At 41.3% G+C, this 24,606-nt stretch carries 21 protein-coding genes, 16 tRNA genes and 2 rRNA genes (1 of these 39 only partly in view); 7 read left to right on the top strand and 32 right to left on the bottom strand.

The window, feature by feature from the left end; translation table 11 throughout:
- Positions 1 to 221 precede the first annotated feature (221 nt).
- The 3 genes from MHH33_RS04510 to MHH33_RS04500 all read right to left on the bottom strand — a co-directional run bounded on the left by MHH33_RS04510 (position 222) and on the right by MHH33_RS04500 (position 2,464).
- The gene (locus tag MHH33_RS04510) at positions 222 to 1,061 is read right to left on the bottom strand and encodes a TIGR03943 family protein (RefSeq protein ID WP_342543049.1); all 840 of its coding nucleotides are present in this window, start codon (positions 1,059 to 1,061) and stop codon (positions 222 to 224) included.
- 13 nt (positions 1,062 to 1,074) lie between these two features.
- A complete protein-coding gene (locus MHH33_RS04505) occupies positions 1,075 to 1,959 on the bottom strand; it encodes a permease (RefSeq protein ID WP_342543048.1) in 885 nt (294 codons plus the stop codon).
- A 361-nt stretch (positions 1,960 to 2,320) separates the two neighbouring features.
- Positions 2,321 to 2,464, bottom strand: coding sequence for a hypothetical protein (locus MHH33_RS04500; RefSeq protein WP_016429197.1), 144 nt, complete (start codon positions 2,462 to 2,464; stop codon positions 2,321 to 2,323).
- 419 nt (positions 2,465 to 2,883) lie between these two features.
- Between MHH33_RS04500 and rsgA the strand changes: the two genes are divergently transcribed.
- Positions 2,884 to 3,978: a ribosome small subunit-dependent GTPase A gene (rsgA, locus tag MHH33_RS04495; protein ID WP_342543732.1), complete on the top strand. Its 1,095-nt coding sequence runs from the start codon at positions 2,884 to 2,886 to the stop codon at positions 3,976 to 3,978.
- Between the two features lie 236 nt (positions 3,979 to 4,214).
- On the opposite strand, the gene MHH33_RS04490 is transcribed toward rsgA, so the two are convergent.
- The 6 genes from MHH33_RS04490 to MHH33_RS04465 all read right to left on the bottom strand — a co-directional run bounded on the left by MHH33_RS04490 (position 4,215) and on the right by MHH33_RS04465 (position 10,987).
- On the bottom strand, positions 4,215 to 4,754 hold the full coding sequence (locus MHH33_RS04490; RefSeq protein ID WP_016429200.1) for an NADPH-dependent FMN reductase: 540 nt from the start codon (positions 4,752 to 4,754) through the stop codon (positions 4,215 to 4,217).
- Between the two features lie 15 nt (positions 4,755 to 4,769).
- Positions 4,770 to 5,417, bottom strand: a complete 648-nt coding sequence (locus MHH33_RS04485; protein ID WP_016429201.1) for a response regulator transcription factor — start codon at positions 5,415 to 5,417, stop codon at positions 4,770 to 4,772.
- A gap of 12 nt (positions 5,418 to 5,429) precedes the next feature.
- On the bottom strand, positions 5,430 to 6,545 hold the full coding sequence (locus tag MHH33_RS04480) for a GAF domain-containing sensor histidine kinase (protein WP_016429202.1): 1,116 nt from the start codon (positions 6,543 to 6,545) through the stop codon (positions 5,430 to 5,432).
- Between the two features lie 96 nt (positions 6,546 to 6,641).
- Entirely contained in the window at positions 6,642 to 7,550 is a 909-nt protein-coding gene (locus tag MHH33_RS04475; RefSeq protein ID WP_342543047.1) for a DNA-3-methyladenine glycosylase, read from the bottom strand.
- Positions 7,551 to 7,610: 60 nt separating this feature from the next.
- Complete coding sequence (locus MHH33_RS04470) at positions 7,611 to 9,344, bottom strand: phospho-sugar mutase (protein ID WP_342543046.1); 1,734 nt, start codon at positions 9,342 to 9,344, stop codon at positions 7,611 to 7,613.
- A gap of 95 nt (positions 9,345 to 9,439) precedes the next feature.
- Complete coding sequence (locus tag MHH33_RS04465) at positions 9,440 to 10,987, bottom strand: GNAT family N-acetyltransferase (RefSeq protein ID WP_342543045.1); 1,548 nt, start codon at positions 10,985 to 10,987, stop codon at positions 9,440 to 9,442.
- Positions 10,988 to 11,120: 133 nt separating this feature from the next.
- Between MHH33_RS04465 and MHH33_RS04460 the strand changes: the two genes are divergently transcribed.
- Genes MHH33_RS04460 through MHH33_RS04450 form a run of 3 tightly spaced genes read left to right on the top strand, consistent with a single transcriptional unit; the run spans position 11,121 to position 12,917 of the window.
- Positions 11,121 to 11,546, top strand: coding sequence for a disulfide oxidoreductase (locus MHH33_RS04460; RefSeq protein ID WP_342543044.1), 426 nt, complete (start codon positions 11,121 to 11,123; stop codon positions 11,544 to 11,546).
- 1 nt (position 11,547) lies between these two features.
- The gene (locus MHH33_RS04455; RefSeq protein ID WP_342543043.1) at positions 11,548 to 12,018 is read left to right on the top strand and encodes a thioredoxin family protein; all 471 of its coding nucleotides are present in this window, start codon (positions 11,548 to 11,550) and stop codon (positions 12,016 to 12,018) included.
- A 53-nt stretch (positions 12,019 to 12,071) separates the two neighbouring features.
- The gene (locus MHH33_RS04450) at positions 12,072 to 12,917 is read left to right on the top strand and encodes an RluA family pseudouridine synthase (RefSeq protein ID WP_342543042.1); all 846 of its coding nucleotides are present in this window, start codon (positions 12,072 to 12,074) and stop codon (positions 12,915 to 12,917) included.
- Between the two features lie 251 nt (positions 12,918 to 13,168).
- On the opposite strand, the gene MHH33_RS04445 is transcribed toward MHH33_RS04450, so the two are convergent.
- Entirely contained in the window at positions 13,169 to 14,005 is an 837-nt protein-coding gene (locus MHH33_RS04445) for an aldo/keto reductase (protein WP_342543041.1), read from the bottom strand.
- A gap of 174 nt (positions 14,006 to 14,179) precedes the next feature.
- Here MHH33_RS04445 and MHH33_RS04440 point away from each other — a divergent pair, with 174 nt between their 5' ends.
- On the top strand, positions 14,180 to 15,484 hold the full coding sequence (locus MHH33_RS04440) for an NCS2 family permease (protein ID WP_016429210.1): 1,305 nt from the start codon (positions 14,180 to 14,182) through the stop codon (positions 15,482 to 15,484).
- 27 nt (positions 15,485 to 15,511) lie between these two features.
- Here MHH33_RS04440 and MHH33_RS04435 read toward each other — a convergent pair whose 3' ends face one another.
- From MHH33_RS04435 to queG, 3 genes are all read right to left on the bottom strand, one after another.
- Positions 15,512 to 15,694, bottom strand: a complete 183-nt coding sequence (locus MHH33_RS04435; protein WP_016429211.1) for a hypothetical protein — start codon at positions 15,692 to 15,694, stop codon at positions 15,512 to 15,514.
- A gap of 306 nt (positions 15,695 to 16,000) precedes the next feature.
- Complete coding sequence (gene trmL / locus MHH33_RS04430; protein WP_016429213.1) at positions 16,001 to 16,474, bottom strand: tRNA (uridine(34)/cytosine(34)/5-carboxymethylaminomethyluridine(34)-2'-O)-methyltransferase TrmL; 474 nt, start codon at positions 16,472 to 16,474, stop codon at positions 16,001 to 16,003.
- Between the two features lie 13 nt (positions 16,475 to 16,487).
- On the bottom strand, positions 16,488 to 17,624 hold the full coding sequence (gene queG / locus MHH33_RS04425) for a tRNA epoxyqueuosine(34) reductase QueG (RefSeq protein WP_342543040.1): 1,137 nt from the start codon (positions 17,622 to 17,624) through the stop codon (positions 16,488 to 16,490).
- Between the two features lie 54 nt (positions 17,625 to 17,678).
- Here queG and MHH33_RS04420 point away from each other — a divergent pair, with 54 nt between their 5' ends.
- Positions 17,679 to 18,380 carry a phenylalanine--tRNA ligase beta subunit-related protein gene (locus MHH33_RS04420; protein ID WP_342543039.1) on the top strand — a complete coding sequence of 234 codons (702 nt, stop codon included), beginning with the start codon at positions 17,679 to 17,681 and terminating at the stop codon, positions 18,378 to 18,380.
- A 256-nt stretch (positions 18,381 to 18,636) separates the two neighbouring features.
- On the opposite strand, the gene MHH33_RS04415 is transcribed toward MHH33_RS04420, so the two are convergent.
- Positions 18,637 to 18,966, bottom strand: coding sequence for a DUF5658 family protein (locus MHH33_RS04415; RefSeq protein WP_342543038.1), 330 nt, complete (start codon positions 18,964 to 18,966; stop codon positions 18,637 to 18,639).
- A gap of 743 nt (positions 18,967 to 19,709) precedes the next feature.
- Between MHH33_RS04415 and MHH33_RS04410 the strand changes: the two genes are divergently transcribed.
- The gene (locus tag MHH33_RS04410; RefSeq protein WP_342543037.1) at positions 19,710 to 19,913 is read left to right on the top strand and encodes a hypothetical protein; all 204 of its coding nucleotides are present in this window, start codon (positions 19,710 to 19,712) and stop codon (positions 19,911 to 19,913) included.
- 84 nt (positions 19,914 to 19,997) lie between these two features.
- Here MHH33_RS04410 and MHH33_RS04405 read toward each other — a convergent pair.
- The 18 genes from MHH33_RS04405 to MHH33_RS04320 all read right to left on the bottom strand — a co-directional run.
- Positions 19,998 to 20,078, bottom strand: a tRNA-Leu gene (locus MHH33_RS04405).
- 34 nt (positions 20,079 to 20,112) lie between these two features.
- Positions 20,113 to 20,186, bottom strand: a tRNA-Cys gene (locus MHH33_RS04400).
- Positions 20,187 to 20,195: 9 nt separating this feature from the next.
- Positions 20,196 to 20,270, bottom strand: a tRNA-Gly gene (locus tag MHH33_RS04395).
- 7 nt (positions 20,271 to 20,277) lie between these two features.
- Positions 20,278 to 20,349: transfer RNA gene (locus tag MHH33_RS04390), tRNA-Gln, on the bottom strand.
- A gap of 9 nt (positions 20,350 to 20,358) precedes the next feature.
- Positions 20,359 to 20,434, bottom strand: a tRNA-His gene (locus MHH33_RS04385).
- A 42-nt stretch (positions 20,435 to 20,476) separates the two neighbouring features.
- Positions 20,477 to 20,552, bottom strand: a tRNA-His gene (locus MHH33_RS04380).
- A gap of 16 nt (positions 20,553 to 20,568) precedes the next feature.
- Positions 20,569 to 20,642: transfer RNA gene (locus MHH33_RS04375), tRNA-Trp, on the bottom strand.
- 5 nt (positions 20,643 to 20,647) lie between these two features.
- Positions 20,648 to 20,731: transfer RNA gene (locus MHH33_RS04370), tRNA-Tyr, on the bottom strand.
- A 9-nt stretch (positions 20,732 to 20,740) separates the two neighbouring features.
- Positions 20,741 to 20,816 (bottom strand) — tRNA-Thr (locus tag MHH33_RS04365).
- A gap of 14 nt (positions 20,817 to 20,830) precedes the next feature.
- A tRNA-Phe gene (locus MHH33_RS04360) sits at positions 20,831 to 20,906 on the bottom strand.
- 143 nt (positions 20,907 to 21,049) lie between these two features.
- Positions 21,050 to 21,125: transfer RNA gene (locus tag MHH33_RS04355), tRNA-Asp, on the bottom strand.
- Positions 21,126 to 21,128: 3 nt separating this feature from the next.
- Positions 21,129 to 21,205: transfer RNA gene (locus tag MHH33_RS04350), tRNA-Met, on the bottom strand.
- A 177-nt stretch (positions 21,206 to 21,382) separates the two neighbouring features.
- Positions 21,383 to 21,458, bottom strand: a tRNA-Val gene (locus MHH33_RS04345).
- A 37-nt stretch (positions 21,459 to 21,495) separates the two neighbouring features.
- A tRNA-Glu gene (locus MHH33_RS04340) sits at positions 21,496 to 21,570 on the bottom strand.
- A gap of 23 nt (positions 21,571 to 21,593) precedes the next feature.
- Positions 21,594 to 21,685, bottom strand: a tRNA-Ser gene (locus tag MHH33_RS04335).
- 7 nt (positions 21,686 to 21,692) lie between these two features.
- A tRNA-Asn gene (locus tag MHH33_RS04330) sits at positions 21,693 to 21,767 on the bottom strand.
- A 13-nt stretch (positions 21,768 to 21,780) separates the two neighbouring features.
- Positions 21,781 to 21,896, bottom strand: a 5S ribosomal RNA gene (gene rrf, locus MHH33_RS04325).
- Positions 21,897 to 22,028: 132 nt separating this feature from the next.
- A 23S ribosomal RNA gene (locus MHH33_RS04320) occupies positions 22,029 to 24,606 on the bottom strand (it continues 354 nt past the right edge of the window).

The raw sequence follows: 24,606 nt of genomic DNA, 5'->3' as shown, positions 1-24,606 counted from the left end.
CCCCCCATGCTCCCTTTTTATAAAATTAGTATTGCTATTCTCAAGTCAATAAACTGAAATAGAAAAAGCACCGCTTTTTGATACAAATCTTATGACAGATTTGTACCAATTGCGGTGCTTTTAGTTATATATTTTTATTTTGTACTTCATAACAGAACCAGTTAGTCTGCGACGCCTTTTTTTCTTGCCTATGGATTTTAGAATTTCACTATCGATGAAATTTAATATGAACGATAAACATATGGTTCTTTGGGTTCTTTGGTATTTTCCCATTCTTCTACAAGCAACACTGGGATGGTGGATTTAAATGGTTGGTAATAGACTGAAGAGAGGGTTCCCTTGACATGGATCCATTGGTCATCTTCGATATTCATATTCTCAGGAAATTCAACTAACATTCCATATACACCCGAATCTGCAATACAATGAATAATACCAAATCGCAGGACGAAAAGCTGGTTTTTGTTCACAGTCTCCCCTTTAAATGTAAAACCATCAAATTCAATTGTCTTCCCAAGAAAATCCCCAGGATAATTATAGATTGTTTCCAACCCTTTAAGATAGTTTGTATCTTTAAGTATTACGCTACTTTTGGATAGATATTTATTTTTTTCAATATCCATTAATTCATCGTAGCCTTCCTTGCCATAATAAATACTGGTATCAGGTTTCAAGTACTGAGTGACAGCATATTCATCGGTTGTTTCCATTGCCTTGAACGAAAATCCTTTCGATTTAACAATTGTAGAATCTAGAGTTGCAATCGGCAGAAAAAAGCCAGTTAGTAAAGGAAATATAAAAACCCCATAAATGAAACATCTCTGATAAAAAGGCTTCGTTTTTTCATGGCTATGATTTCCATCACAACAAGATTCATCAGGTTCATCTTTTGACTGTTTGATATCTGTATATGCTTGGACAATTGTTAAAATGGCGAAAATGAAAATTGCGCTATAGGAAAGATAGGAATACTTCATGTTAATGTATTTCGTAATATTTCCTGAAGCATGTAAATGTGCAAAGAAGAAAGTGAAAATGAGTAAAATATACGTCCTTACCAAGACTTTCCCTCCTTCATATCAATAGTGAACCGACTAAAACAAATAGGGCAATATAGCCAATTAAGATAAAGATAAAACGTTTATTGAAAACACTGAGCATCATAAGAGTATTTTTAATGTCTACCATTGGACCAAATACAAGAAATGCCACGATAGATCCGACTGAAAAAGTACTACTGAATGAAGAAGCAATAAATGCATCTGCTTCTGAACAAAGCGACATGACAAAAGCAAGAACCATCATGACAAGCGATGAAGTAATGTCGGTTTGACCGATGTCCAGCAATGTAGAAGTTTTCAAGTAGGTTTGCATTGTTGCTGCAATAAATGCACCCAAAATTAAATACTTACCTACAGAAAAGAATTCATCCACTGCATGTCGAAGCATATCCGCAAATTTACTTTTAAACGATTGTCCCTTAGAATGATGATGATGATGAGTATTCATCTTCCCCTTTTCTAACAGTTGATTCCCCTTAAATTGATAGGACAAGATAATACCAACTGTCATTGCGACAATAAAAGCAAGTCCACTGCGGTATAACACCATGTCCCATTGATTTCCGAAAGCAATGTAAGTGGAAAATAAAACAATAGGATTGATGATCGGCCCGGTTAACATAAAAGCAATTCCTGCATGCAAAGGGACCCCTTTTAGGAGAAGTCTGCGAACAATCGGCACAATGCCACACTCACAGGCAGGAAAGAAGGCACCCAAAATAGTTGCATAGAGGACGGCCAAAAATCGATTCTTCGGGATAACTCGTGCAATCATTTCTTCCGATACAAACATTTGAAGGAATCCTGAAATAAAAACACCAATCAGCACAAAAGGTATGGATTCTATTAATATGCTGATAAAAATAGTATTTAATTGTAAAAATGATTGAGAAAACATATGAAAACCCCACTAGCTAGAAAGCTTATATTTACAAAACAATATAGTATCATAGATTGTTCGTGTACATCATGAAACTTTAAACCGAGAATTTAAAAACAAAAATTTGTTCCTTTTAAGTAAAAGAATATCCTATCAATAATAATTCTTTAAAAGAGACGACTACAAGTAGACGTAATCAGTGCAATTCGGTTCCAATAATATAACAGTTACCAAAATTTACATATATCGTTTTCCTCCAGCATCTTACTAACTCCATTCTAAAATGTTCAAGTGAATGTAATATTTTTTATAAAAAAACCAAATCATATTACTTTTAATCCATAAAAAAACCGCCATATCGGCGGTTTTTTTTGAAGTCTTATTCAGAGTCTTGTTCATCTTGGATTTCATTCTCAACATCTTCATCGTCTCCATCACCACATGCCCCTAGTAAACCTACTGTCAGGAAAGCTGCAGCACCAATTTTCCACCATTTTTGTCCGGCAATTGAATTCGTCATCATTTCGAATACCTCCACTTTCGTATTTTAGTATTTTTCTAACAACTTATTAGTTAGATACCCTTACGTTACGGTTTCATAAACATGACAATTACTTTTTTTCAGAATTGGGTAAAATTTCTCACATATAGTATTGACATGATGAATATGATTTTGTTATGGTTACTTTATTAAATCGAAAGCAGGTGAGGTATTATGGCAAATTTAATTGAGAACGTAAAATTGCGAATTGGCATGTTCCAGGTATCTCATCACACGTATGCTTTCTAACAAGTAGAACGTTTCTTTTGTGATGTGTATGAACCGTGACTGCCTTTCGCAGCCACGGTTTTTTTATTTCCCAAGAAAATGTAAATGGACTGAAGCGCATATGGCGCATTCCAATTTTCTTATACACAAATCAGGAGGAACACACATTGAAAATGATTAACACATTGAAAACAATTAAAAATTACGGATGGAACGAGTCTTTAGCAACGAAATGGCAAGACCAGTCCTCGAATGAAAAGTTGCAAGCTTGCGTTATTGGACGCGTATTGCTTGAACATAAACATATGTACAGAGTGGTGACAGATGAAGGTGAATGGCTAGCTTCCCTTTCCGGCAGCTTCAAACACCAGGCACATGAACGCCGGGACTATCCGGCTGTCGGTGATTGGGTAGCGGTTGAAAAAATGCCAGGTGAAGAAAAAGGTATCATTCGAAACATACTGCCACGAACTTCTATATTTTCACGAAAAGTAGCGGGTGGTACAACGGTAGAACAAATTGTAGCCGTTAACGTAGATATCGTCTTTCTCGTCATGTCTTTGAACATGGATTTCAACCTTCGTCGATTGGAACGATATTTGGTTGCAGCTTGGGACTCAGGCGCAAACCCTGTTATCGTTTTAACGAAAAAAGATGTTTGTGATGATCCACATTCTTATGTGGATCAAGCTGAAACAGTGGCATTTGGTGTACCGATACATGTCGTCAGCAGTGTTACCGGAGAAGGCATTGACGAACTTCAAGACTTATTGAAAGACGGCAAAACTGCTGCGTTGCTGGGCTCATCTGGTGTAGGGAAATCTTCTTTAACCAATGCACTATGCGGTGAGAATGTCATGGCCGTTCAGGACATTCGAGAAGATGATGATAAAGGCCGCCATACGACAACTCATCGAGAATTGTTCCGAATGCCTGGAGGCGGTCTGTTGATTGACACTCCTGGTATGCGTGAATTCCAAATGTGGGATAACAGTGAAAGTTTAGATACTGGCTTTAAGGACGTAGAGCAATTTGCGAGAACATGCCGCTTTTCAGATTGCCAACATAATGGCCAACCTGGATGTGGTGTGCAGGAAGCGTTGAATAATGGCTCCCTGACACAAGAACGATATGCAAGTTATGAAAAAATAAAACGTGAGCTTGCTTACATGGAACGAAAAGCGGATGCCGCTGCCCAAAAAACAGAGCGAGGGAAATGGAAACAAATTACGAAAGATATGCGGAAAAGACCTACTAAAAAAAGATAACAAAAATGGCCAACCTCTATTTCATGGGTTGGCTTTTTGTTTGATTAGGCATTTCTCTGTCTATATCTGTTTAATCGGCTCTTGAGCTGGTTTAACCGGCATCAATCGAGATTTAATCACCCAATAATTAACAACTAACTCCACTAATAGTACATCAACATACAACATTTAACTGATCAATCCTATACCAAAGCAAAAAGTTGAGAACCAACCATAACAGGTTGGTTCTCAACTTTTTAAATCAAACTTTGCGATTTCATTTCATTCCCGATCCGTGCGTACATTTTCAATTCCTCGATTAAGCCATCGACTTGTTCAGCCGCTTCTTTTACTAGACCATCTCGGTCATAATCAAATGTACTTGGATCAAGCACCAACTGGCGTGGAATTGCATTGGCATAAACGCCTCGCATCACTGTACGCATATTATTCAAGCAATTGATGCCACCTTTTCCTCCACCAGCGATAGCAAGTAAGCCGACTGGTTTATGTAGAAACTGTGTACTGCCCAGGAAGTCCAATGCATTTTTCAGCGCTCCACTCATGGCACTGTGATATTCAGGTGATAACAACAATACAGCATCAGCTTCTAGCACAGCTTGACGTAAAGATTTTACAACAGACTCATTTGCTTGCTCTTCTTCTCCAGTGTACATCGGCATTCCCATTACACTTAAATCCATTGTATGGAATCCATAAGTACGTTCAATAAATCGAGCTGCAATTGCGGTACGACCATGTTTACGTGGTCCTCCACTTATGACTAAAATTTTCATGTTCATTCTCTCCTTTTACAGTCCGCTCGGTTCAGTTAGTCCATGCTTTACTGCATAAAGTGCGGCTTGCGTGCGGTCTTGGACGTGTAGTTTTGAAAAAATATTGGATATGTGGGTTTTGACTGTTTTTTCCGTGACAAACAATGAGGAAGCGATTTCTCTATTGCTTTTCCCTTTTGTAAGCTCAGATAAAACATCCTGCTCTCGTGGAGTCAAAGGATATAATTTGTGCGGTGGATCAATTTGCGGTTCCCGGACCTTCATCAGTTCCGAGGTGGCAAGCGGATGCAACGTATTTTCCCCACGCATCAGTTTGCGGATGGATTCCACTAAATCGTCAGGTTCAATATCTTTTAGCTGATAGCCTGCAGCTCCCGCTTCAATAGCAGGAATGACATGATCACGGTCTGAAAAGCTCGTAAGCATCAGCACTTCTGTTTGCGGGTACTGTTCTTTGATTTTTTTCGTTGCTTGAATCCCATCCATTATTGGCATAACTAAATCCATTAATACAATATCGGGTCTGAGACTTGCTGTCAATTCAACAGCTTCCTTCCCATTGGTCGCTTCTCCCACCACATCCATGTCTTTTTGCGTTTTCAAGAAAAATAATAAACCGCGGCGAACAACATGATGATCATCCGCAATCAGCACTCGTATCATGCAGATTCCTCCTTAATATGGCAAACGGATTAACAGTTCCGTTCCTTTTTCAATTTCACTCACCCAATCTACGGATCCACCAGCAGCCTGGGCACGGTCGCGCATACTCTGTAAACCGATAGAAGGAATTCGTACATTTGTATCCATTTGAAATCCGCATCCTTCATCTTTCAAAACGAGTAACATATCGGAAGGTGTCACCGTGATGAATAATTCAGCTTCCTGCACACCTGAATGTTTACGGACATTATTTAATCCTTCTTGTGCTATACGAAACAAAGTTTCTTCTATGCGTGATGGCAAGTTAATAACCCCGGTTACATTCACTTTCAAGGACAAACCAAGCATTTCTGCATAGCCTTTTATCCCTTCAACCAAGCCGGTTTCAAGACCCTTTGGACGTAATTGCCAAATAAGTGCACGCATTTCTGTCAAAGCTTCCTGCGTTAAATGTTGAATTTCACGAAACGTTTCTTTTACCTCTGTCTGCTCCGCCATTTCGCTTCCACCTCGCGCAGTCAACGTAACGGAAAACAAAAGCTGGTTCACTGAATCGTGTAAATCACGGGCTAATCGGTTGCGCTCCTGAACTAATGCCATTTCCTGTTCTTGCTTCGTTAAGACGATTCGTTTGATGGCTGAACCCATTTGCAAGGCAACCGATTCGAGCAACGCTAATTCGTCATTCGTAAATCCAATCGTATGGGGGGATGCTACATTCAACAAACCAAATCTTTCCTGACCTGATTGAAGCGGAACGGTTGCGTGATGTGTAATGCCTCCGTGATCACCTAATTTTGCATCGATGGCATTCTCTATCCGCTGACATTCTATCATATTCGTCGCTTTCTTTAGTTCACCATTGCGATACTTGGAAACACACCAGCAGCCGCCTTTTTGAAGATGACGACAACTATCATGTTCCAGTGCATTTGGTAAATTTTCATGTGCAATTAATTGATGCCTTCCTTTTGTATCAATGAAGAATATCCATCCTGTTTCAAACTGTGTGCCAGCTAAAAATTTTCGTAATGCGCCCTGCAGCATCGTTGTCATTTCGGTTTCTTCATTTAATAACTCGGCAATCTCTTTCAGTAAACCGATATTTGAATGTCCATTTGATTGCATACAGTCGCCTCCGTCATACCATCATTGTAACTCTTATCATACCATTCGATTTCATGCATTCGCATGAAGACAGATTCATACTTTTGACTGAAATGCTTACTCCTGAAGAGTTCTCCATAAGTAAAACGTGGCATAAGCGCGCCAACCAGCCCAATTTTCGGACCATCTTTCGATCTCTTCTAAAGTCGGTTTTTGCGATTCGTTGTGCACTTTTTTCAATGCATTATGTAGACCGACATCAGCTATTGGAAAAGCATCCGGGTGCCTGAAACATCGCATGATGACATAGTTTGCCGACCATTTCCCGATACCTCGAATGGCTGTTAACCTGGCTTCCATTTCCGTTAATGACAACCCAACAAACTGTTCCTTTGTTAATTGTTTGGTTGCTATGATCCCAGCAACACCCATGACATATTCTGCTTTTCGCTGAGTGAAGGAAAGGCTGCGCAAATCCTCAACTTGCAATGTAGCAATTCTCTCGGGTGAAGGAAATAACCAATACTTTTCTTCTTTATATTCGATAGATTCACCATATGTTGTGACGAGCTTTTGTTTTAATGCATACGCAACGTGCAAACTTATTTGCTGCCCCATAATCGACCAACAAAGCGCTTCAAATAGATCTGCCACACCAACTATCCTGAGCCCTTTATAAGCCGAGACAACACCAGATAATATCGCATCTTCTTCAGCTAATGTATAAAATGGGCGTAAATCACGAGATAAATCAAACCACACTTCTACGTACGCAGTCGCTACGGTGATAGCAAGGTCACTAATTGTACTCAATTGTGGGAAAGCTATGACAAGTTTGTTATGGATGTAAGATACTTCGATTAATAAGATTTCATTATCAATTCGAATCGCTTTTAATACGGATTGCTTTTCGAAATCCACACGGTGCAATAGTTCTCTGTTATTGCGTCCTAAGTACAACAGCAAATCGTCCCAATTAATGTCCTTTATAGATTTTCTTAATGCGTTATCTTGTTGTTTCCACATTCACTTTTTATCCCCCTTATCAACAAAACCCTATTAGCTTTTTGCTAATAGGGTTTCCAATTACAGGCCGAAACGCTTATCCATGTCAGCAGTGAATTGTGTTTTTATTCGTTCAATTTTTTCCTTGCTTTCAGCTTCGGTAGGACTTGTCACACCAATATAGTATTTGATTTTTGGTTCAGTTCCACTTGGTCTTACACAAACCCATGATCCATCTGACAGGAAATATTTCAATACATCGGCTTGTGGCAGTATAAGTGTCTCGTCTTTGCGACCGTCAACAAAGCTGCGTGTTTGCGTCAAGTAATCTTCTTGTGATGAAATCACAATGCCTGCAACTTCTTTCAAAGGTTGAGTTCGTAAACTGGTTAACAGACTTTTGATTTCACGTGCTCCATCTGCTCCCTTTTTAGTTACGGATACTAATCCTTCAAAATAATAGCCATGTCTTTCAAACAAATCGTGGAGGACGTCAAGCAATGACTTCCCTTGCATTTTGTAGAAAGCGGCCGCTTCTGTGATCGCTAAGACAGTTTGAATCGCATCTTTGTCACGTGCAAATGGTTTTATCAAATAGCCATAGCTTTCCTCGTAACCAAACAGGAATGTGTATTCATTTGTTTCATTGTATTGCTGAATTTTCTCCCCAATGAATTTGAATCCGGTCAGTACATCTTCTGTTGATGAACCATGGAATTCTGCTATCACTCGTCCGAGATCAGAAGTCACAATGGTTTTGAACACCCGTCCATTTGCTGGCATGTTTCCTGCTTCTTTTAATTGCGTTAATAAATACTCAATTAAAATGGCACCAGTCTGATTCCCAGTCAATAAAACATAGCTGTCGCCTTTTTGCACTGCCACACCCACACGGTCTCCATCCGGATCAGCTGTAATTAATAAGTCAGCCCCGGTTGTTTTACCTTGAGCCATCGCTAATTCAAAAGCACTGGCTTCTTCCGGGTTCGGTGATTTCAATGTAGGAAATTCTCCATCCGGCTCCATTTGCTCCTCTACGAATGTAAAGTTTTCATAACCCGCTCGTTTCATCAAATTGCGTATAGTTGACCCTGATGCCCCGTGAAGAGGTGAAAATACAACAGCTAAATCATTTTTACCTGTCAGGTCTTGATGATGTTGAATGGATTCGACATTTTCAAGATAGGACTCATCAAGCTCACGACCAACCATTTGAATCAATCCATTTTCTTTAGCGTGTTCAATGTTACCAGCTTCTACTGCCAACTCATCGCCTACTTGCTGAACAAATGAAATCACAGCCTCGGCATCTGCCAGATTTAACTGGGCCCCGTCTTTCCCATAAACTTTGTAGCCGTTATATTCAGGAGGATTATGACTTGCTGTTACCACAATCCCCATAAAAGCATCCAGTTCCCTTACACTGAACGATAATTGTGGCGTAGTTCTTGGCTCTTCATATAAATAGGCTTGAACTCCATTTTTGGCAAAAGTACTTGCTGCTTCCATCGCAAATTCAGGAGATTTCCTGCGACAGTCATAGGCGATGACAATTCCTTTTTTCATCGCTTCTGTGCCAGCTGCTTTTACGTAATCCGCAACCCCTTGGGAAGCTTTACGGACAGTGTATGTATTCATGCGGTTCGTACCCGCACCAATTTCACCGCGCATCCCGCCAGTGCCAAATTCCAAGTCTTTGTAAAATGCATCTTCCAGTCGCTTTTCATCTTGGGCGATTGCAGAAAGTTGTTCTTTCAATTCAGGCTCCAATTTGTCAAAGGTAAGCCACTTTTCGGCAGTTCGTTGATAACTCAAATCTATTCCCCCATTAAAAACGTTGATTAAGCAGATGAGAAATGCTCAGGCTTCATGTGCCAGTCTAGTAACTGGCACTTAAGCTTTTCTATATCTCATTGGCCTTTTTTATATTCGATACGATACACGTCATGGCGACGGTCTTTTAATTGTTTGACCGTACCATCTTGTCGTTGGCGACGTAAAATTTCTAAATCTACGTCTCCGATTAACACCATTTCCAAGTTCGGGTTCGTTTCTCCAACGATCCCGTCACGGGCAAATTCGAAATCAGACGGCGCATATATACCAGACTGTGCATATTGAATGTCCATATTTTCGGTTTGTGGCAAGTTGCCGACAGTACCCGAAATAACCGTGTAAATTTGATTTTCTACCGCGCGGGCTTGTGCACAATATTTCACGCGTAAATAACCTTGTCTATCTTCTGTACAGAAAGGTGCAAAAATAATATTGGCACCCATATCCGTTGCTATGCGTGCAAGTTCAGGGAACTCAATATCATAACAAATTTGGATGGCGATTTTTCCGCAATCGGTGTCAAAGACGCGGACTGAATCGCCTGCACTGATTCCCCACCATTTTCGTTCGTTTGGTGTGATGTGAATCTTGTATTGTTTTTCAATCGAACCATCGCGACGGAATAAGTAGGCGATGTTGTAAATCTCATCGTCTTCTTCTTTTACGAAATGTGAACCGCCAATGATATTGACGTTGTAGCGAACTGCCAAATCGGTAAAGAGTTCGATATATTGTGGTGTGAATTCAGTCAATCGACGAATAGCACGACTCGGTGAAGGTTCATTTAAAAATGACATTAACTGAGTAGTGAAAATCTCCGGGAATACCACGAAATCAGAATGCGCATCGGATGCCACGTCTACAAAATACTCGCATTGATTTGCCAGGTCATCAAATGATTCAATAGCACGCATCATGTACTGCACAACACAGATACGTACGGGATAACTCGTTTTGAAATGACGTTTTGACATCGGTTTATAGTCAACATTGTTCCATTCCATCAAAGTTGCATACTTACCTGAAGCTGTATCGTCAGGTAAGTAGTTCGGATTAATACGCATAAGCGTGAAACCGTTCATGATTTGGAAGGTCAATACTGGGTCATAAATTTTGTGTCGAGACACAGCATCCACATATTCACGTGGCGACATTTCGTCCGAATGTTTATGGTAATTCGGTATACGTCCACCGATAATAATGGACTTCAAATTGAATTGACGGGCAATTTCTTTACGCGCTTCATATAGACGCTGCCCTACTTTCATGCGTCGATATTCGGGATGCACCATAACTTCTATACCGTACATATTGTAGCCTTCTGGATTGTGATTCGTTATATAGCCGTCATCCGTGACATCTGACCAAGAATGGCGGTCATCATATTCATCAAAGTTGATAATTAAACTCGAGCATGAGCCGATAATATGTCCATCCAGTTCTGCGACCATCTGGCCTTCTGGAAAAATAGTTAAATGACTACGTAGTTGGTCAACTTTCCAAGGGTCCATTCCTGGGAAGCAAAGCTTTTGCATCGCTAAAATAGGTTCTATATCATCCATTGTCGTCTGTCTGATGACCATTTTCATTTCAAATTGGGATAAATCGAATTGCTCTGACATGTAGATCGTCTCCTTCACAAAAGCTTCATACTTCATTATATAGGACTGCAGACTGCGTTGAAAATATTTTACATATTTGAAGCTTAGAATTATAATTTGATAAGAGTTTACCCTCAGAATTGGAGATTAGAACATGTCGAAAAAATCAGAGAATATGTTATTGTTTATGTGGGTCGTTTCTTTAGCAGCAACAATGGGGTCCTTATTTTTCTCAGAAATAAGGCATTATGAACCGTGTGAGTTATGTTGGATTCAACGCATTTTCATGTATCCACTCGTCATAATTCTAGGTATCGCCTACGTGCAGAAAAATGCACGCATTGCTGTAACGACTGCTACGTTCTCCATTATTGGTGGAGCGATTTCGTTATATCATTATGGTTTACAAAAAGTCAGCTTTTTATCAGAAAACGCACCTGCCTGTGGACGTGTATCTTGCACAGGTGAATATATCAACATCTTTGGATTCATCACGATTCCATTTTTGGCGCTGACTGCGTTTATTCTTATCGCTATTACAAGTTTCATGTTATTGAGAGCTTTAAAGGAGGAAAAGTAGAATGAAGAAGTTATTAATTATCGGTGGAATCATCGTAGCCTTATTTGCTTTATTGATTGTCCTGAACAATACATCAAACAAAAATAAATTAGAGGACAATCCTTACGGTACCAACGACTTAAAACAAGAAACCATTGATCAACTGGACGACGAAAACTATCAAAATATCATTCTACCTGATGACTTACAAGCAAAAGTAGAAAGCGGTGAACCCGTAACTGCTTATTTCTTCAGCCCGACTTGTGTTCATTGTAAAGCAATGACTCCTGTATTAATGCCAATCGTAAAAGATATGGAAGTTGACTTAGTGCAATACAATATTTATGAATTTGAGCAAGGCTGGGAAGATTATAAGATAGAATTTACTCCAACTATGATTCATTTTGAAGATGGAAAAGAAGTTGCACGTATGGTCGGTAATCAACCAAAAGAACAAATAGAAACCTTTTTCAATGAATTTGTATTAAAATAGAAGATACCGTAGACCATGTCCTCGTACATGGTCTCTTTTTAGGAGGACTGTAAATGATTAAAACATTTGAATATGAGCTGCAAACAGACAATATTACCATCGAACAACTTCTGCGCGACGATTTTCATATTGGTAAGAAAATCATGCATGAAATGCGTATGGCCAAAAGTATCGTAAAAGAAAATGGAGAACCTATGGTATGGCAACATCATTACCCAAAAGGAACAAAACTTACTTTCAATGTGAAAGTGGAGCCTTCTTCTTATGTAGCGACACAAAATTGTGATGTCCCGATTCTTTTTGAAGATGCACATATACTGGTCGTTTCAAAGCCTGCCGATATGGCAACACATCCAAATGAGCCTGGCCAGACGGGCACTTGTATGAACCATGTCATGGCCTATATTAAAAAACAAGGTGGCGTTTATGCAGAGCATGTCCATCGTCTCGACCAAGGCACGAAAGGTTTAGTATTGATTGCCAAACATCCTCTTATTAAATCCATGTTGGATCGTATGCTTGAAGACAAACAAATCATTCGTGTCTACGAAGCGATAGTTGATGGCTACATGACTCAAAAAAATGGAACGATTCGCACACCGATTGGTAAGGATCGCCATGATTCAACCCGCCGAACAGTCTCTCCATCAGGTCAAACAGCTATCACTCACTTTGAAGTTGTGGGACAAGATTCTAATTTCACAAAAGTACACGTAATTTTGGAAACTGGACGCACTCATCAAATCCGTGTTCACTTGAGCTCTATCGGCCACCCCGTTACAGGTGACAGATTATATGGTTCAAGAACAAGAGCGGACAATTATTCTTTGCAAGCGAAAAAACTACAATTTGTTCACCCGATTACGAAAGAAATGATTGTGGTCGAGGACTATAAATAACTCACCTTTCGCAGTTTCAAGAAAGTAACCGAATGAAACAACTGTATAGACGAAGAATGCGAAAGCCAAAATAAATAAGTAAAAACAAAAGAGATTCCTAAGTCATCAATGACTCATGGAATCTCTTTTTGTATTGGCTTTATTATAGAATGCTGTAGACCCACAAGTTTTTCATACTTGTTGGCTCATATGGGACATGCGGCTAGCGCATATGAACGATAATAACATTATCGTTTAGCAGAGCCTTTGTATTAGAAATTAAAAGAAAAATTATCTGGATCTGCCCCAGTGCGTTCGTTCAAATTCAATGAATCAATATTTTTCATATCTTCAAATGACAACTCAAAATCAAACACATCGGCATTGGCTGCAATGCGTTCTGGTGTTACCGATTTCGGAATCACTAGCAGGTCATGTTGCAAATGCCAACGGATGATGATTTGAGCTGACGTCTTTCCATATTTATTCCCCATTCTTACAAGTGATGGCTCGTCCAGCAGACCGCCACGTGCCAATGGGGACCAGGAAGTCACAGCGATTTGGTTGTCTGCACAAAACGTTCTTAGGTCATACTGAGTAAGACGTGGACTTAACTCGATTTGATTAACCATTGGTTTGACATTTGCTTTCGCAAAAATTTCTTCTAAGTGATGCTGATGGTGATTGGATACACCTGTCGCACGAATCAATTTTTCATCATACAGACGTTCAATCGCACGATATGTGTCTGCGAACGTTTCTTTAACCGGCCAGTGTGTTAAATACAGATCCAAATAGTCGAAACCCAATTTTTCAAGCGACGCTTCAAAAGCACGCAATGTCTGATCATACCCTTGATCGGCGTTCCACACTTTGGTTGTAACAAAAACATCTTCACGTTTTAAACCAGCTGCCCGAACCGATTCGCCGACCTCTTTTTCATTGGCATATAAAGAAGCAGTATCGATTGCACGATAACCTACTTGAAGAGCCGTAGTCATCGCCTTTACTGCTTCTTCGGGATTTGTCATTTTATAAACGCCTAGACCCAGGCGTGGAATTTCAATGCCGTTATGTAATGTTTTGGTGGATTGTATTGTTAAAGTCATGTTCTTCATCCTTTCCATTCCTTGTTCTTTCTTCATACATCTATTGTACAAATTGAATCTAAATTTTACGAGTGAGATGATTTATTCATCAAAAACTATTGCATATCCCCCTAAAAGCGAATAATATATGAAATGTTGGTTATTTCGTTCGTCTTTTTTGAAAGGAGACACACTATGTTTCGCTTAAATGAGCATAATACTAATGTAAAAACTGAAATCCTCGCAGGTATGACGACATTTCTGACGATGGTTTATATCGTAATTGTCAATCCGGTCATCTTGGCAGATGCTGGCGTACCTTTTGATCAAGTCTTTCTAGCAACTATTATTTCAGCAGTTATAGGTACTTTATGGATGGGGTTATTTGCAAACTATCCTATCGCCATTGCACCAGGTATGGGTTTAAATGCATTTTTCACTTACACCGTCGTTATTTCATCCAATGGAGAAATTAATTACATCACTGCATTTTCAGCAGTATTTATTGCCGGACTATTATTTATCATTTTATCTTTAACACCTTTACGTAAAAAATTAATCGAAATTATCCCTGAAAATTTAAAACATGGTATTACCGCTGGTATCGGCTTGTTTATCGCTTTTATCGGTCTGCGACTATCTCATTTGGTTGAAGCTCATCCCCAAAACTTGGTGAAGCTTGGCGATTTAACAAGTGCACCAGTATTGCTGACATTGTTCGGATTGATAATCACATTGATTTTGATGGTGATGAATGTTTACGGAGCTTTATTCTATGGAATGATTGTTACCGGAATTGTTGCTTTCTTCACAGGCCAACTGAAGTTTGAAGAAACATTGATGAAACTGCCGTCTTTACCAGAAGGCATCATTGTATGGAACCCAGCTGTTGCTTTTATGGATGTCTTCCATTATGGCATGTTCGGCATCGTTATTTCTTTCTTACTCGTTACTTTATTTGATACTACAGGAACGATGATTGGTGTTGCAAAACAAGCTGGGCTAATGAAAGGCAATAAAATGCCACGTGCAAGACAGGCTTTACTTGCAGATTCAGTAGCGACAACAGTCGGAGCTATGTTCGGTACAAGCCCAACATCTGCATACATCGAGTCGTCTTCAGGTGTAGCTGTTGGTGGTCGTACAGGTTTAACATCTGTTACTGTCGCTGTTTTATTCATCATTGCCGCTTTCTTTGGACCACTCGTTTCTTCGCTATCAAGTGTAGCTGCCATTACTGCACCAGCTTTGATTATTGTCGGTAGTTTGATGATCAGTGCAGTGAAGCATATCGATTGGGATTCTTTCGACGAGGCCTTCCCTGCTTTCATAATTATTTTAACAATGCCACTGACATCAAGTATTGCCACAGGTATTGAACTAGGATTCATCCTTTATCCATTATTAAAAATCTTTAAAGGCCAGGCACGAAAAGTACATCCGTTACTATATATCTTCGCTGCTCTGTTCCTGTATCAGTTACTATTCTTGCCTCATTAATATAAAAACGACTGGAGCCTTTTGACTTCAGTCGTTTTTTCGTTTATGAATCGGTTCAGCTTCATCCGATTGTGCAGGATCGGAAACTCGATGATCTTTTTTCAATTCATGTTCATCACGCATTTTTTCCATTTGACGGCCAAGCTGTTTCATCTCTTCCATCGATGAAGCCATTGAACCATTCTCAGGATCTCGTTCTTTTTTCGACATGTTCGCTCAGCTCCTTTTTGCTATCGTATAAGAACCTTACAGAGAAAGCAACATTTGCATTGAACGAATTTCGCCATAATTGTATCGAGGAGAATATTTCTTTTTGAAATGAAGTAAGCTATACTTAGGTATGATATTGTAATACTCTCAAAAGGAGGCAACAAAAATGAGCTTACTACTTATTCTTGGTGTTACTGTTGCATTCCTTGCTGCGATCTTCACGGCAGGGTACGATGACAAACCAGGTGCATCTGAAAAGAAATAATCATGTAAAACGGGATTGCTATAATTAGCAATCCCGTTTTTTTAATCTAAATTCGGATAATCTTGTTGACGCAGTGCTTCATAAATTAAAATAGCAGCTGTATTAGACAAATTTAATGAGCGTACATTATCATTCATAGGAATACGTAGGCAACGGTCTTGATTCGCATCAATCAATTCACGAGGCAAACCAGACGTTTCTTTTCCGAAGACGAAAAAGAAATCTTTCTCAATCTCGCTATAGTTATACGTAGTATGTGGTTTAGACCCATGCTTCGTAAGGAAGAAAAACTCCCCTTCCGGATATTTAGCAAACAACTCTTCTAAAGCGTCATAGTAGTGAATATCAACATGCTCCCAGTAATCGAGCCCTGCACGTTTTAGCATTTTATCGTCGGTTGAAAACCCTAATGGTCGTATTAAATGTAATTTCGTATCCGTCCCTGCACACGTACGTGCAATGTTACCTGTATTTGCTGGGATAAGTGGTTGATAAAGTACCACATGTATAGCCATTTCCGTCACTTCCTCAATGTATGGTTTCAAAGGATATCCCTTTGAGAATTTCTTCAATCACTTCTGGATCTTTCTCTACTGTTAAAGCTTTTTGCAAAGCTTCCATTCCTTCAGATGTACCAATCTTACCTATGGCCCATGCAGCTGTGCCACGAATCACCGGTCGTTCATCAGATTGGAGTAAGTCAATCAAATCCGGAATGGCACTATCTTCTTTAAAATGTGCCAGTGCTAAAATGGCATTCCTTTGGATGGGTTTCTTCCCTCTCCAGGAACCGGACACATGGCCGAATTTAGTTTTGAATTCCTTGTTGCTCATTTTCAACAGTGGTAATAGCAACGGCTTTGCAATTTCAGGGTCAGGCTGAAAATCAATTTGATGCATATTGAATTTACCTTTATTTTTCGGACAAACCGTTTGGCACGTATCACACCCATAGATGCGGTTTCCGATTTTGGTTCGGAACTCATCTGGCAAAAATGTTTTGGTCTGAGTCAAAAAAGCAATACATCGTTGCGCATTGAGCTGACCACCTTCAATCAAGGCACCAGTCGGACAAACGTCCAAACACAATCGGCATTCTCCACATTCATCTTCCATCGGTGTATCGGGTGCGAAGGGAATGTTCGTAATAATTTCACCCAAATAAACATACGATCCAAATTCCGCAGTAATAACCGAACAATTTTTAGCGCTCCATCCGATTCCCGCACGTTCGGCAACAGCCCGATCAGACAACTCTCCTGTGTCCACCATAGAGCGTGTTTTAGCGTCTTCAATATGTTCCGCTATAAACAGCTCCAATTTAGCTAAACGGTCCCTTAACACTGTATGATAGTCCATTCCCCAAGAGGCTCTGGCAAAAATCCCCCGTCGCTCACCTTTCTTCCCTTGCGGTGCATTTTCCATGCGGGATGGATAGGCAATAGCGATTGAAATAATACTCTCTGCTTCGTCCAACAAAAGCGATGGAACTGTTCTTTTTTCAAGGTCAGGCTCTTCAAAGCCTGATTGGTACCCCAGTTCCTGTTGGCGTTTCAATCGATTCTTCAACTCACGAAAAGGATCGGAAGAAGCAAAGCCGATTTTATCGATGCCAATGGAATGTGCATAAGTTATTAGTTCTTGTTGAAATTGATTGACATTCATAAAACTTCTCCCTCCTTGTGATAAACTATTGAAAAACGAATTGTAGGTGAAAGCATGAAAGCTTCTATAGAATCGTCCATTTTTCAAATCGACGCATTTATTAAAATAGGCATTAACCATTATACCAAATTTGTCATCTCAGAATCGCCTCAAATGTTAAAAGGACGCATGCAATTATTTCAAGAACACTTATTTTTTGACTTACAAGATAAAGAATTGACTGATTATGAAGGAATTAAAGAATGGCGGGCTCTTTGGAAAAAGTTTGGAGCCGATCCTGGTCGTTATCGCCCCGCCATGGAGGCCATGATGCGTCGAATTCGCAATCAAAACTATTTACAGCCTTTAAACAGTGGTGTGGATTTAAATAACTTCTTTTCCTTGCAATACGAAATCCCTGTTGGTCTTTATGATTTATCTCATGTAGAAAGTGATATTCACATAGAACTAGGAGTATCTGACACTACATATACCGGAATCAATGGACGTGAAAATAATTTACATGGCATCCTTACCATCCAAGATACGATAGGTCCATTTGGCAGCCCTTTTGTCGATTCACTCCGCACCGCTGTCAGTGAACTAACCGTTGACGCTTTACAAGTTTTCTTTTTAAAGCCTTCCATGTCGATTGAGGCTGCAGAGCAGCTTGTTACTGCGGCTGGCAAAATGTTTACACAAGTTAACGGAGGAAACTTTTCATCCGTAATTTTATCTAAAGAGCAGGTTCAGGCTAACTTGCCAACTATATCATGATTGCAAAGAAAAACCGCTTCAATCGAAGCGGTTTTTTCTATTCGTTATTGTTCAGTTCCCTAATGATCGTTTCTAAACCAGCGTACGTTGATCTAAAAGTTGGAATGTCTCTTTCTTGTAATAAACAACGGCTAATTTTACATTTGTCATTGCTATCATCTCCTTTAGAGTATCCAAAATAATGATCACATTGGTCACATTATTCTGGATTCCCTTATGAAAATGTTTTATTCCTATTTTTGAATATCGCATAATTTTAAGACATAATGCTCATGCCAATCCAAAAAATGTGAAATAAGAAAACACTTAGATAACAGGCATTGGCAAAACTCAATACGTATTTAAAACATTTACCAAACTGTTGGAATGGATATTTTAAAATAAATACTGCAAAAAGGGTGCTTAAAAACAGTTTAATTATGAGAATAGTAAACGGGTCTAACTTTATTAATAGTGGATTAGCTTCGGAGATAATCAACATTGTGATTCCGACATATGTGGCAATTCCATCCAAACTATTTAATACAACTAACAGCCAAGCCCAGCCAACCATTTTATCACCTTTATCTTTATTTGATATATTCAATGTGGTCAAGTGAATAACGACTTAATCATATCTTGATATATCTCCTTTACCAGAAATTCGTCTATTTAATAAGGCATTTGGAATGCCGATTGTAATCTCGGTAATCCTTTATACGCTTGACGATATTTGGTTAGAAGGATTGACGATAAATAACTTTATTTTTTCAGCCTGTCTGGGTATCAGCTTGGCTCACTCCTTTTACAAGACCCATTCAATCTGGGCAAATTCAGGATTGCACGGTGGATAAAATATTGCATATGGACTGTTTTATGGAGTATCTGGGAACGTCGGGGATGGAATCATTCAATTTAAAGCAGTGGAGTCCAATTTTTTCTTATCTCCATGGATTTCATATTTATACGCACTTGTGTTATTTCTGATTGTATTCTTGGGCAGAACTTGGTTTGTTCAGCCTTCCTTTACAGAAGAGTTATTTACAACCCAAACCGAATTCAAGGAAAGTCAAAATCCAATAACTCTTTTAAACAAGATATGCGTTTGTAATTCAAATTAATAAACTTAGCCCCTTCGGTTCGCTCCATTGGAATATTTTTCAACGTTTATGAAGTGAAATAAAGCTAATACTCAATAGTGCGGGGCTTGGGTTGATAAGCCATGTTTTATTTCTCGCATAAAACGCTTAAGCATTTTGCTTAGGCGTTTTTTTTGTAACTAATCAATAGATGGATTTGAATAAACTGGGGCTTTCAGAACATCCTAACAGGAAATGGAGGTGAGTTTCTTTGACTACAGATAAAGGCAATATCAAACAAAAAGAAAATAAAAACTTGAAGAAGGCAAGATTTGATCGTGAAGAATTTGGCCATGGATACGATTTAAGTCCAGATGATTTAGATATTATAGGTCAAAACAAAGCAGCAAAAACAAATACGAAAAAGGCGGCCAATCACCCCGTCAATAATGATAAAAAGAACGATCAGAGGTAAACCGTTGTACTTTCAGTATTCCCTATTATTTATATAAAATTAAAAAAGCAGTATCTACATAAGTAGATACTGCTTTTTTAATGATACCCGAGGCCAGACTCGAACTGGCACGCCTTGCGGCACCGCATTTTGAGTGCGGCGTGTCTGCCATTCCACCACTCGGGCAAATCAATACATGCAGACATATGAAAATATATTATGGAGGCGGCAACCGGATTTGAACCGGTGATAAAGGTGTTGCAGACCTGTGCCTTACCACTTGGCTATGCCGCCAAATCATGTTGGAGCGGAAGACGAGGTTCGAACTCGCGACCCCCACCTTGGCAAGGTGGTGTTCTACCACTGAACTACTTCCGCAAAAATACTGGGGTACCTGGATTCGAACCAGGGCGTGACGGAATCAAAATCCGTTGCCTTACCGCTTGGCTATACCCCACTAATAAGATGGGGCGAACGAGGGGAATTGAACCCCCGAATGTCGGAATCACAATCCGATGCGTTAACCACTTCGCCACGCCCGCCATAATGTTAGTATATGCTTTTGTAAGTAAATTTATTAAAAATGGGGCGACTGAAGGGAATTGAACCCTCGAATGTCGGAATCACAATCCGATGCGTTAACCACTTCGCCACAACCGCCACTATAAAATAAAATTGGCAGGGGCAGTAGGAATTGAACCCACACTGGAGGTTTTGGAGACCTCAGTTCTACCTTTAAACTATGCCCCTAAAGTTGGTGGAGGGGGGCGGATTCGAACCGCCGAACCCGAAGGAACGGATTTACAGTCCGTCGTGTTTAGCCACTTCACTACCCCTCCAATTGAAGATGGTGCCGGCGAAAGGAGTCGAACCCTCGACCTACTGATTACAAGTCAGTTGCTCTACCAACTGAGCTACACCGGCGGGAAAAAATATAATGGTGGCTCAGGACGGAATCGAACCGCCGACACAAGGATTTTCAGTCCTTTGCTCTACCGACTGAGCTACTGAGCCACATTCGAATTGTACTAAGCTTCGAATCTCGTTGTCAGCTTCATTCGTTCGTTCAGTCACGTACATTAGTACGCTCCTTCACTTACTCATTTTGCTTCCTAGACCTTCTTTGCTTATTCCAATTCTTAACACTTCATAAAAAATGGCGGTCCCGACGGGAATCGAACCCGCGATCTCCTGCGTGACAGGCAGGCATGTTAACCGCTACACCACGGGACCATTTGGTTGCGGGGGCAGGATTTGAACCTGCGACCTTTGGGTTATGAGCCCAACGAGCTACCGTGCTGCTCCACCCCGCGATAATATTATGTTATAAACACTATGACTCAACGCTTATAGAAGTTTGACATCTGCATCGGCTTTCGCCTTCTTCGTAAGGCTCGTTGCTCCACCCTCGCGTTGTTCTTTAGAACATCCGATTTAGATATTTGCGTCACCCTCGCGTTTTACTTTATCGAAAGTGTTTATAGTGTAAATGGTGGAGGATGACGGGCTCGAACCGCCGACCCTCTGCTTGTAAGGCAGATGCTCTCCCAGCTGAGCTAATCCTCCGGAAATGAAAACTGGTTATATTTTCTTAAAAAGAAATTGGTGACCCCTACGGGATTCGAACCCGTGTTACCGCCGTGAAAGGGCGGTGTCTTAACCGCTTGACCAAGGGGCCATATATAATAGAAGGAAATTATCTGGCGGAGAGCAAGGGATTTGAACCCTTGAGACAGTTTAACCCGCCTACACGAATTCCAATCGTGCTCCTTCGGCCACTCGGACAGCTCCCCAAAGATATGGCTCCGAAGGTAGGACTCGAACCTACGACCAATCGGTTAACAGCCGATTGCTCTACCACTGAGCTACTTCGGATCAATAATATATAGCCTGGCGACGACCTACTCTCACAGGGGGAAACCCCCAACTACCATCGGCGCTGAAGAACTTAACTTCCGTGTTCGGTATGGGAACGGGTGTGACCTCTTCGCCATCATCACCAGACTATTTGTTTTTTAAGACAAGATTTATTATATCAAATCTCATGAGAATTACAAGCGTTTTTTTAAAATAAAAAAACTTTTTTGTTCACTCAAAACTGGATAAACGGGTCATTGAAAACCATTCAAATTCATTTTGGTTAAGTCCTCGATCGATTAGTATTCGTCAGCTGCACACGTCACCGCGCTTCCACCTCGAACCTATCTACCTCATCGTCTTTGAGGGATCTTACTTACTTGCGTAATGGGAAATCTCATCTTGAGGGGGGCTTCATGCTTAGATGCTTTCAGCACTTATCCCGGCCACACATAGCTACCCAGCGATGCTCTTGGCAGAACAACTGGTACACCAGCGGTGTGTCCATCCCGGTCCTCTCGTACTAAGGACAGCTCCTCTCAAATTTCCTACGCCCACGACGGATAGGGACCGAACTGTCTCACGACGTTCTGAACCCAGCTCGCGTACCGCTTTAATGGGCGAACAGCCCAACCCTTGGGACCGACTACAGCCCCAGGATGCGATGAGCCGACATCGAGGTGCCAAACCTCCCCGTCGATGTGGACTCTTGGGGGAGATAAGCCTGTTATCCCCGGGGTAGCTTTTATCCGTTGAGCGATGGCCCTTCCATGCGGAACCACCGGATCACTAAGCCCGTCTTTCGACCCTGCTCGACTTGTAGGTCTCGCAGTCAAGCTCCCTTCTGCCTTTACACTCTACGAATGATTTCCAACCATTCTGAGGGAACCTTTGGGCGCCTCCGTTACACTTTAGGAGGCGACCGCCCCAGTCAAACTGCCCGCCTGACACTGTCTCCTGCCCCGCTAAGGGGCAAGGGTTAGAAGTTCAATACAACCAGGGTAGTATCCCACCGACGCCTCCTCCGAAGCTGGCGCTCCGGAATCTCAGGCTCCTACCTATCCTGTACAAGTTGTACCAAAATTCAATATCAGGCTACAGTAAAGCTCCACGGGGTCTTTCCGTCCTGTCGCGGGTAACCTGCATCTTCACAGGTACTATAATTTCACCGAGTCTCTCGTTGAGACAGTGCCCAGATCGTTACGCCTTTCGTGCGGGTCGGAACTTACCCGACAAGGAATTTCGCTACCTTAGGACCGTTATAGTTACGGCCGCCGTTTACTGGGGCTTCAATTCGCACCTTCGCTTGCGCTAAGCACTCCTCTTAACCTTCCAGCACCGGGCAGGCGTCAGCCCCTATACGTCACCTTACGGTTTTGCAGAGACCTGTGTTTTTGCTAAACAGTCGCCTGGGCCTATTCACTGCGGCTCTCTCGGGCTTTAACACCCTAATAGAGCACCCCTTCTCCCGAAGTTACGGGGTCATTTTGCCGAGTTCCTTAACGAGAGTTCTCTCGCTCACCTTAGGATTCTCTCCTCGACTACCTGTGTCGGTTTGCGGTACGGGCACCTTCCACCTCGTTAGAGGCTTTTCTTGGCAGTGTGAAATCAGGAACTCAGACCTAATGGTCCTTGTCATCACAGCTCAACGTTATAGGAACGGGATTTGCCTCATTCCACGCCTTACTGCTTGAACGTACATAACCAACAGTACGCTTACCCTATCCTTCTGCGTCCCCCCATTACTCAAACGGTGGAGTGGTGGTACAGGAATATCAACCTGTTGTCCATCGCCTACGCCTATCGGCCTCGGCTTAGGTCCCGACTAACCCTGAGCGGACGAGCCTTCCTCAGGAAACCTTAGTCATTCGGTGGACGGGATTCTCACCCGTCTTTCGCTACTCATACCGGCATTCTCACTTCTAAGCGCTCCACCAGTCCTTCCGGTCTAGCTTCAACGCCCTTAGAACGCTCTCCTACCACGGATTCCATACGGAATCCATCCACAGCTTCGGTGAATTGTTTAGCCCCGATACATTTTCGGCGCAGCGTCACTCGACCAGTGAGCTATTACGCACTCTTTAAATGATGGCTGCTTCTAAGCCAACATCCTGGTTGTCTAAGCAACGCCACATCCTTTTCCACTTAACAATTACTTGGGGACCTTAGCTGGTGGTCTGGGCTGTTTCCCTCTTGACTACGGATCTTATCACTCGCAGTCTGACTCCCAATTATAAATCTCTGGCATTCGGAGTTTGTCTGAATTCGGTAACCCGGGATGGGCCCCTAGTCCAAACAGTGCTCTACCTCCAGGATTCTCAAAATTGAGGCTAGCCCTAAAGCTATTTCGGAGAGAACCAGCTATCTCCAGGTTCGATTGGAATTTCTCCGCTACCCACACCTCATCCCCGCACTTTTCAACGTGCGTGGGTTCGGGCCTCCAGTAAGTGTTACCTTACCTTCACCCTGGACATGGGTAGATCACCTGGTTTCGGGTCTACAACTACATACTCTATCGCCCTATTCAGACTCGCTTTCGCTGCGGCTCCGCCTTCTCAGCTTAACCTTGCATGCAATCGTAACTCGCCGGTTCATTCTACAAAAGGCACGCTATCACCCATTAACGGGCTCTAACTACTTGTAGGCACACGGTTTCAGGATCTCTTTCACTCCCCTTCCGGGGTGCTTTTCACCTTTCCCTCACGGTACTGGTTCACTATCGGTCACTAGGTAGTATTTAGCCTTGGGAGATGGTCCTCCCAGATTCCGACGGAATTTCACGTGTTCCGCCGTACTCAGGATCCACTCAGGAGAGAACGAACTTTCGACTACAGGGCTTTTACCTGCTGCGGCGGAC

Source organism: Paenisporosarcina sp. FSL H8-0542, from assembly GCF_038632915.1.
Taxonomy (GTDB): Bacteria; Bacillota; Bacilli; order Bacillales_A; family Planococcaceae; genus Paenisporosarcina.
The sequence above is the reverse complement of the archived record's forward strand: the minus strand, read 5'-3'. Positions and strand labels throughout refer to the sequence as shown.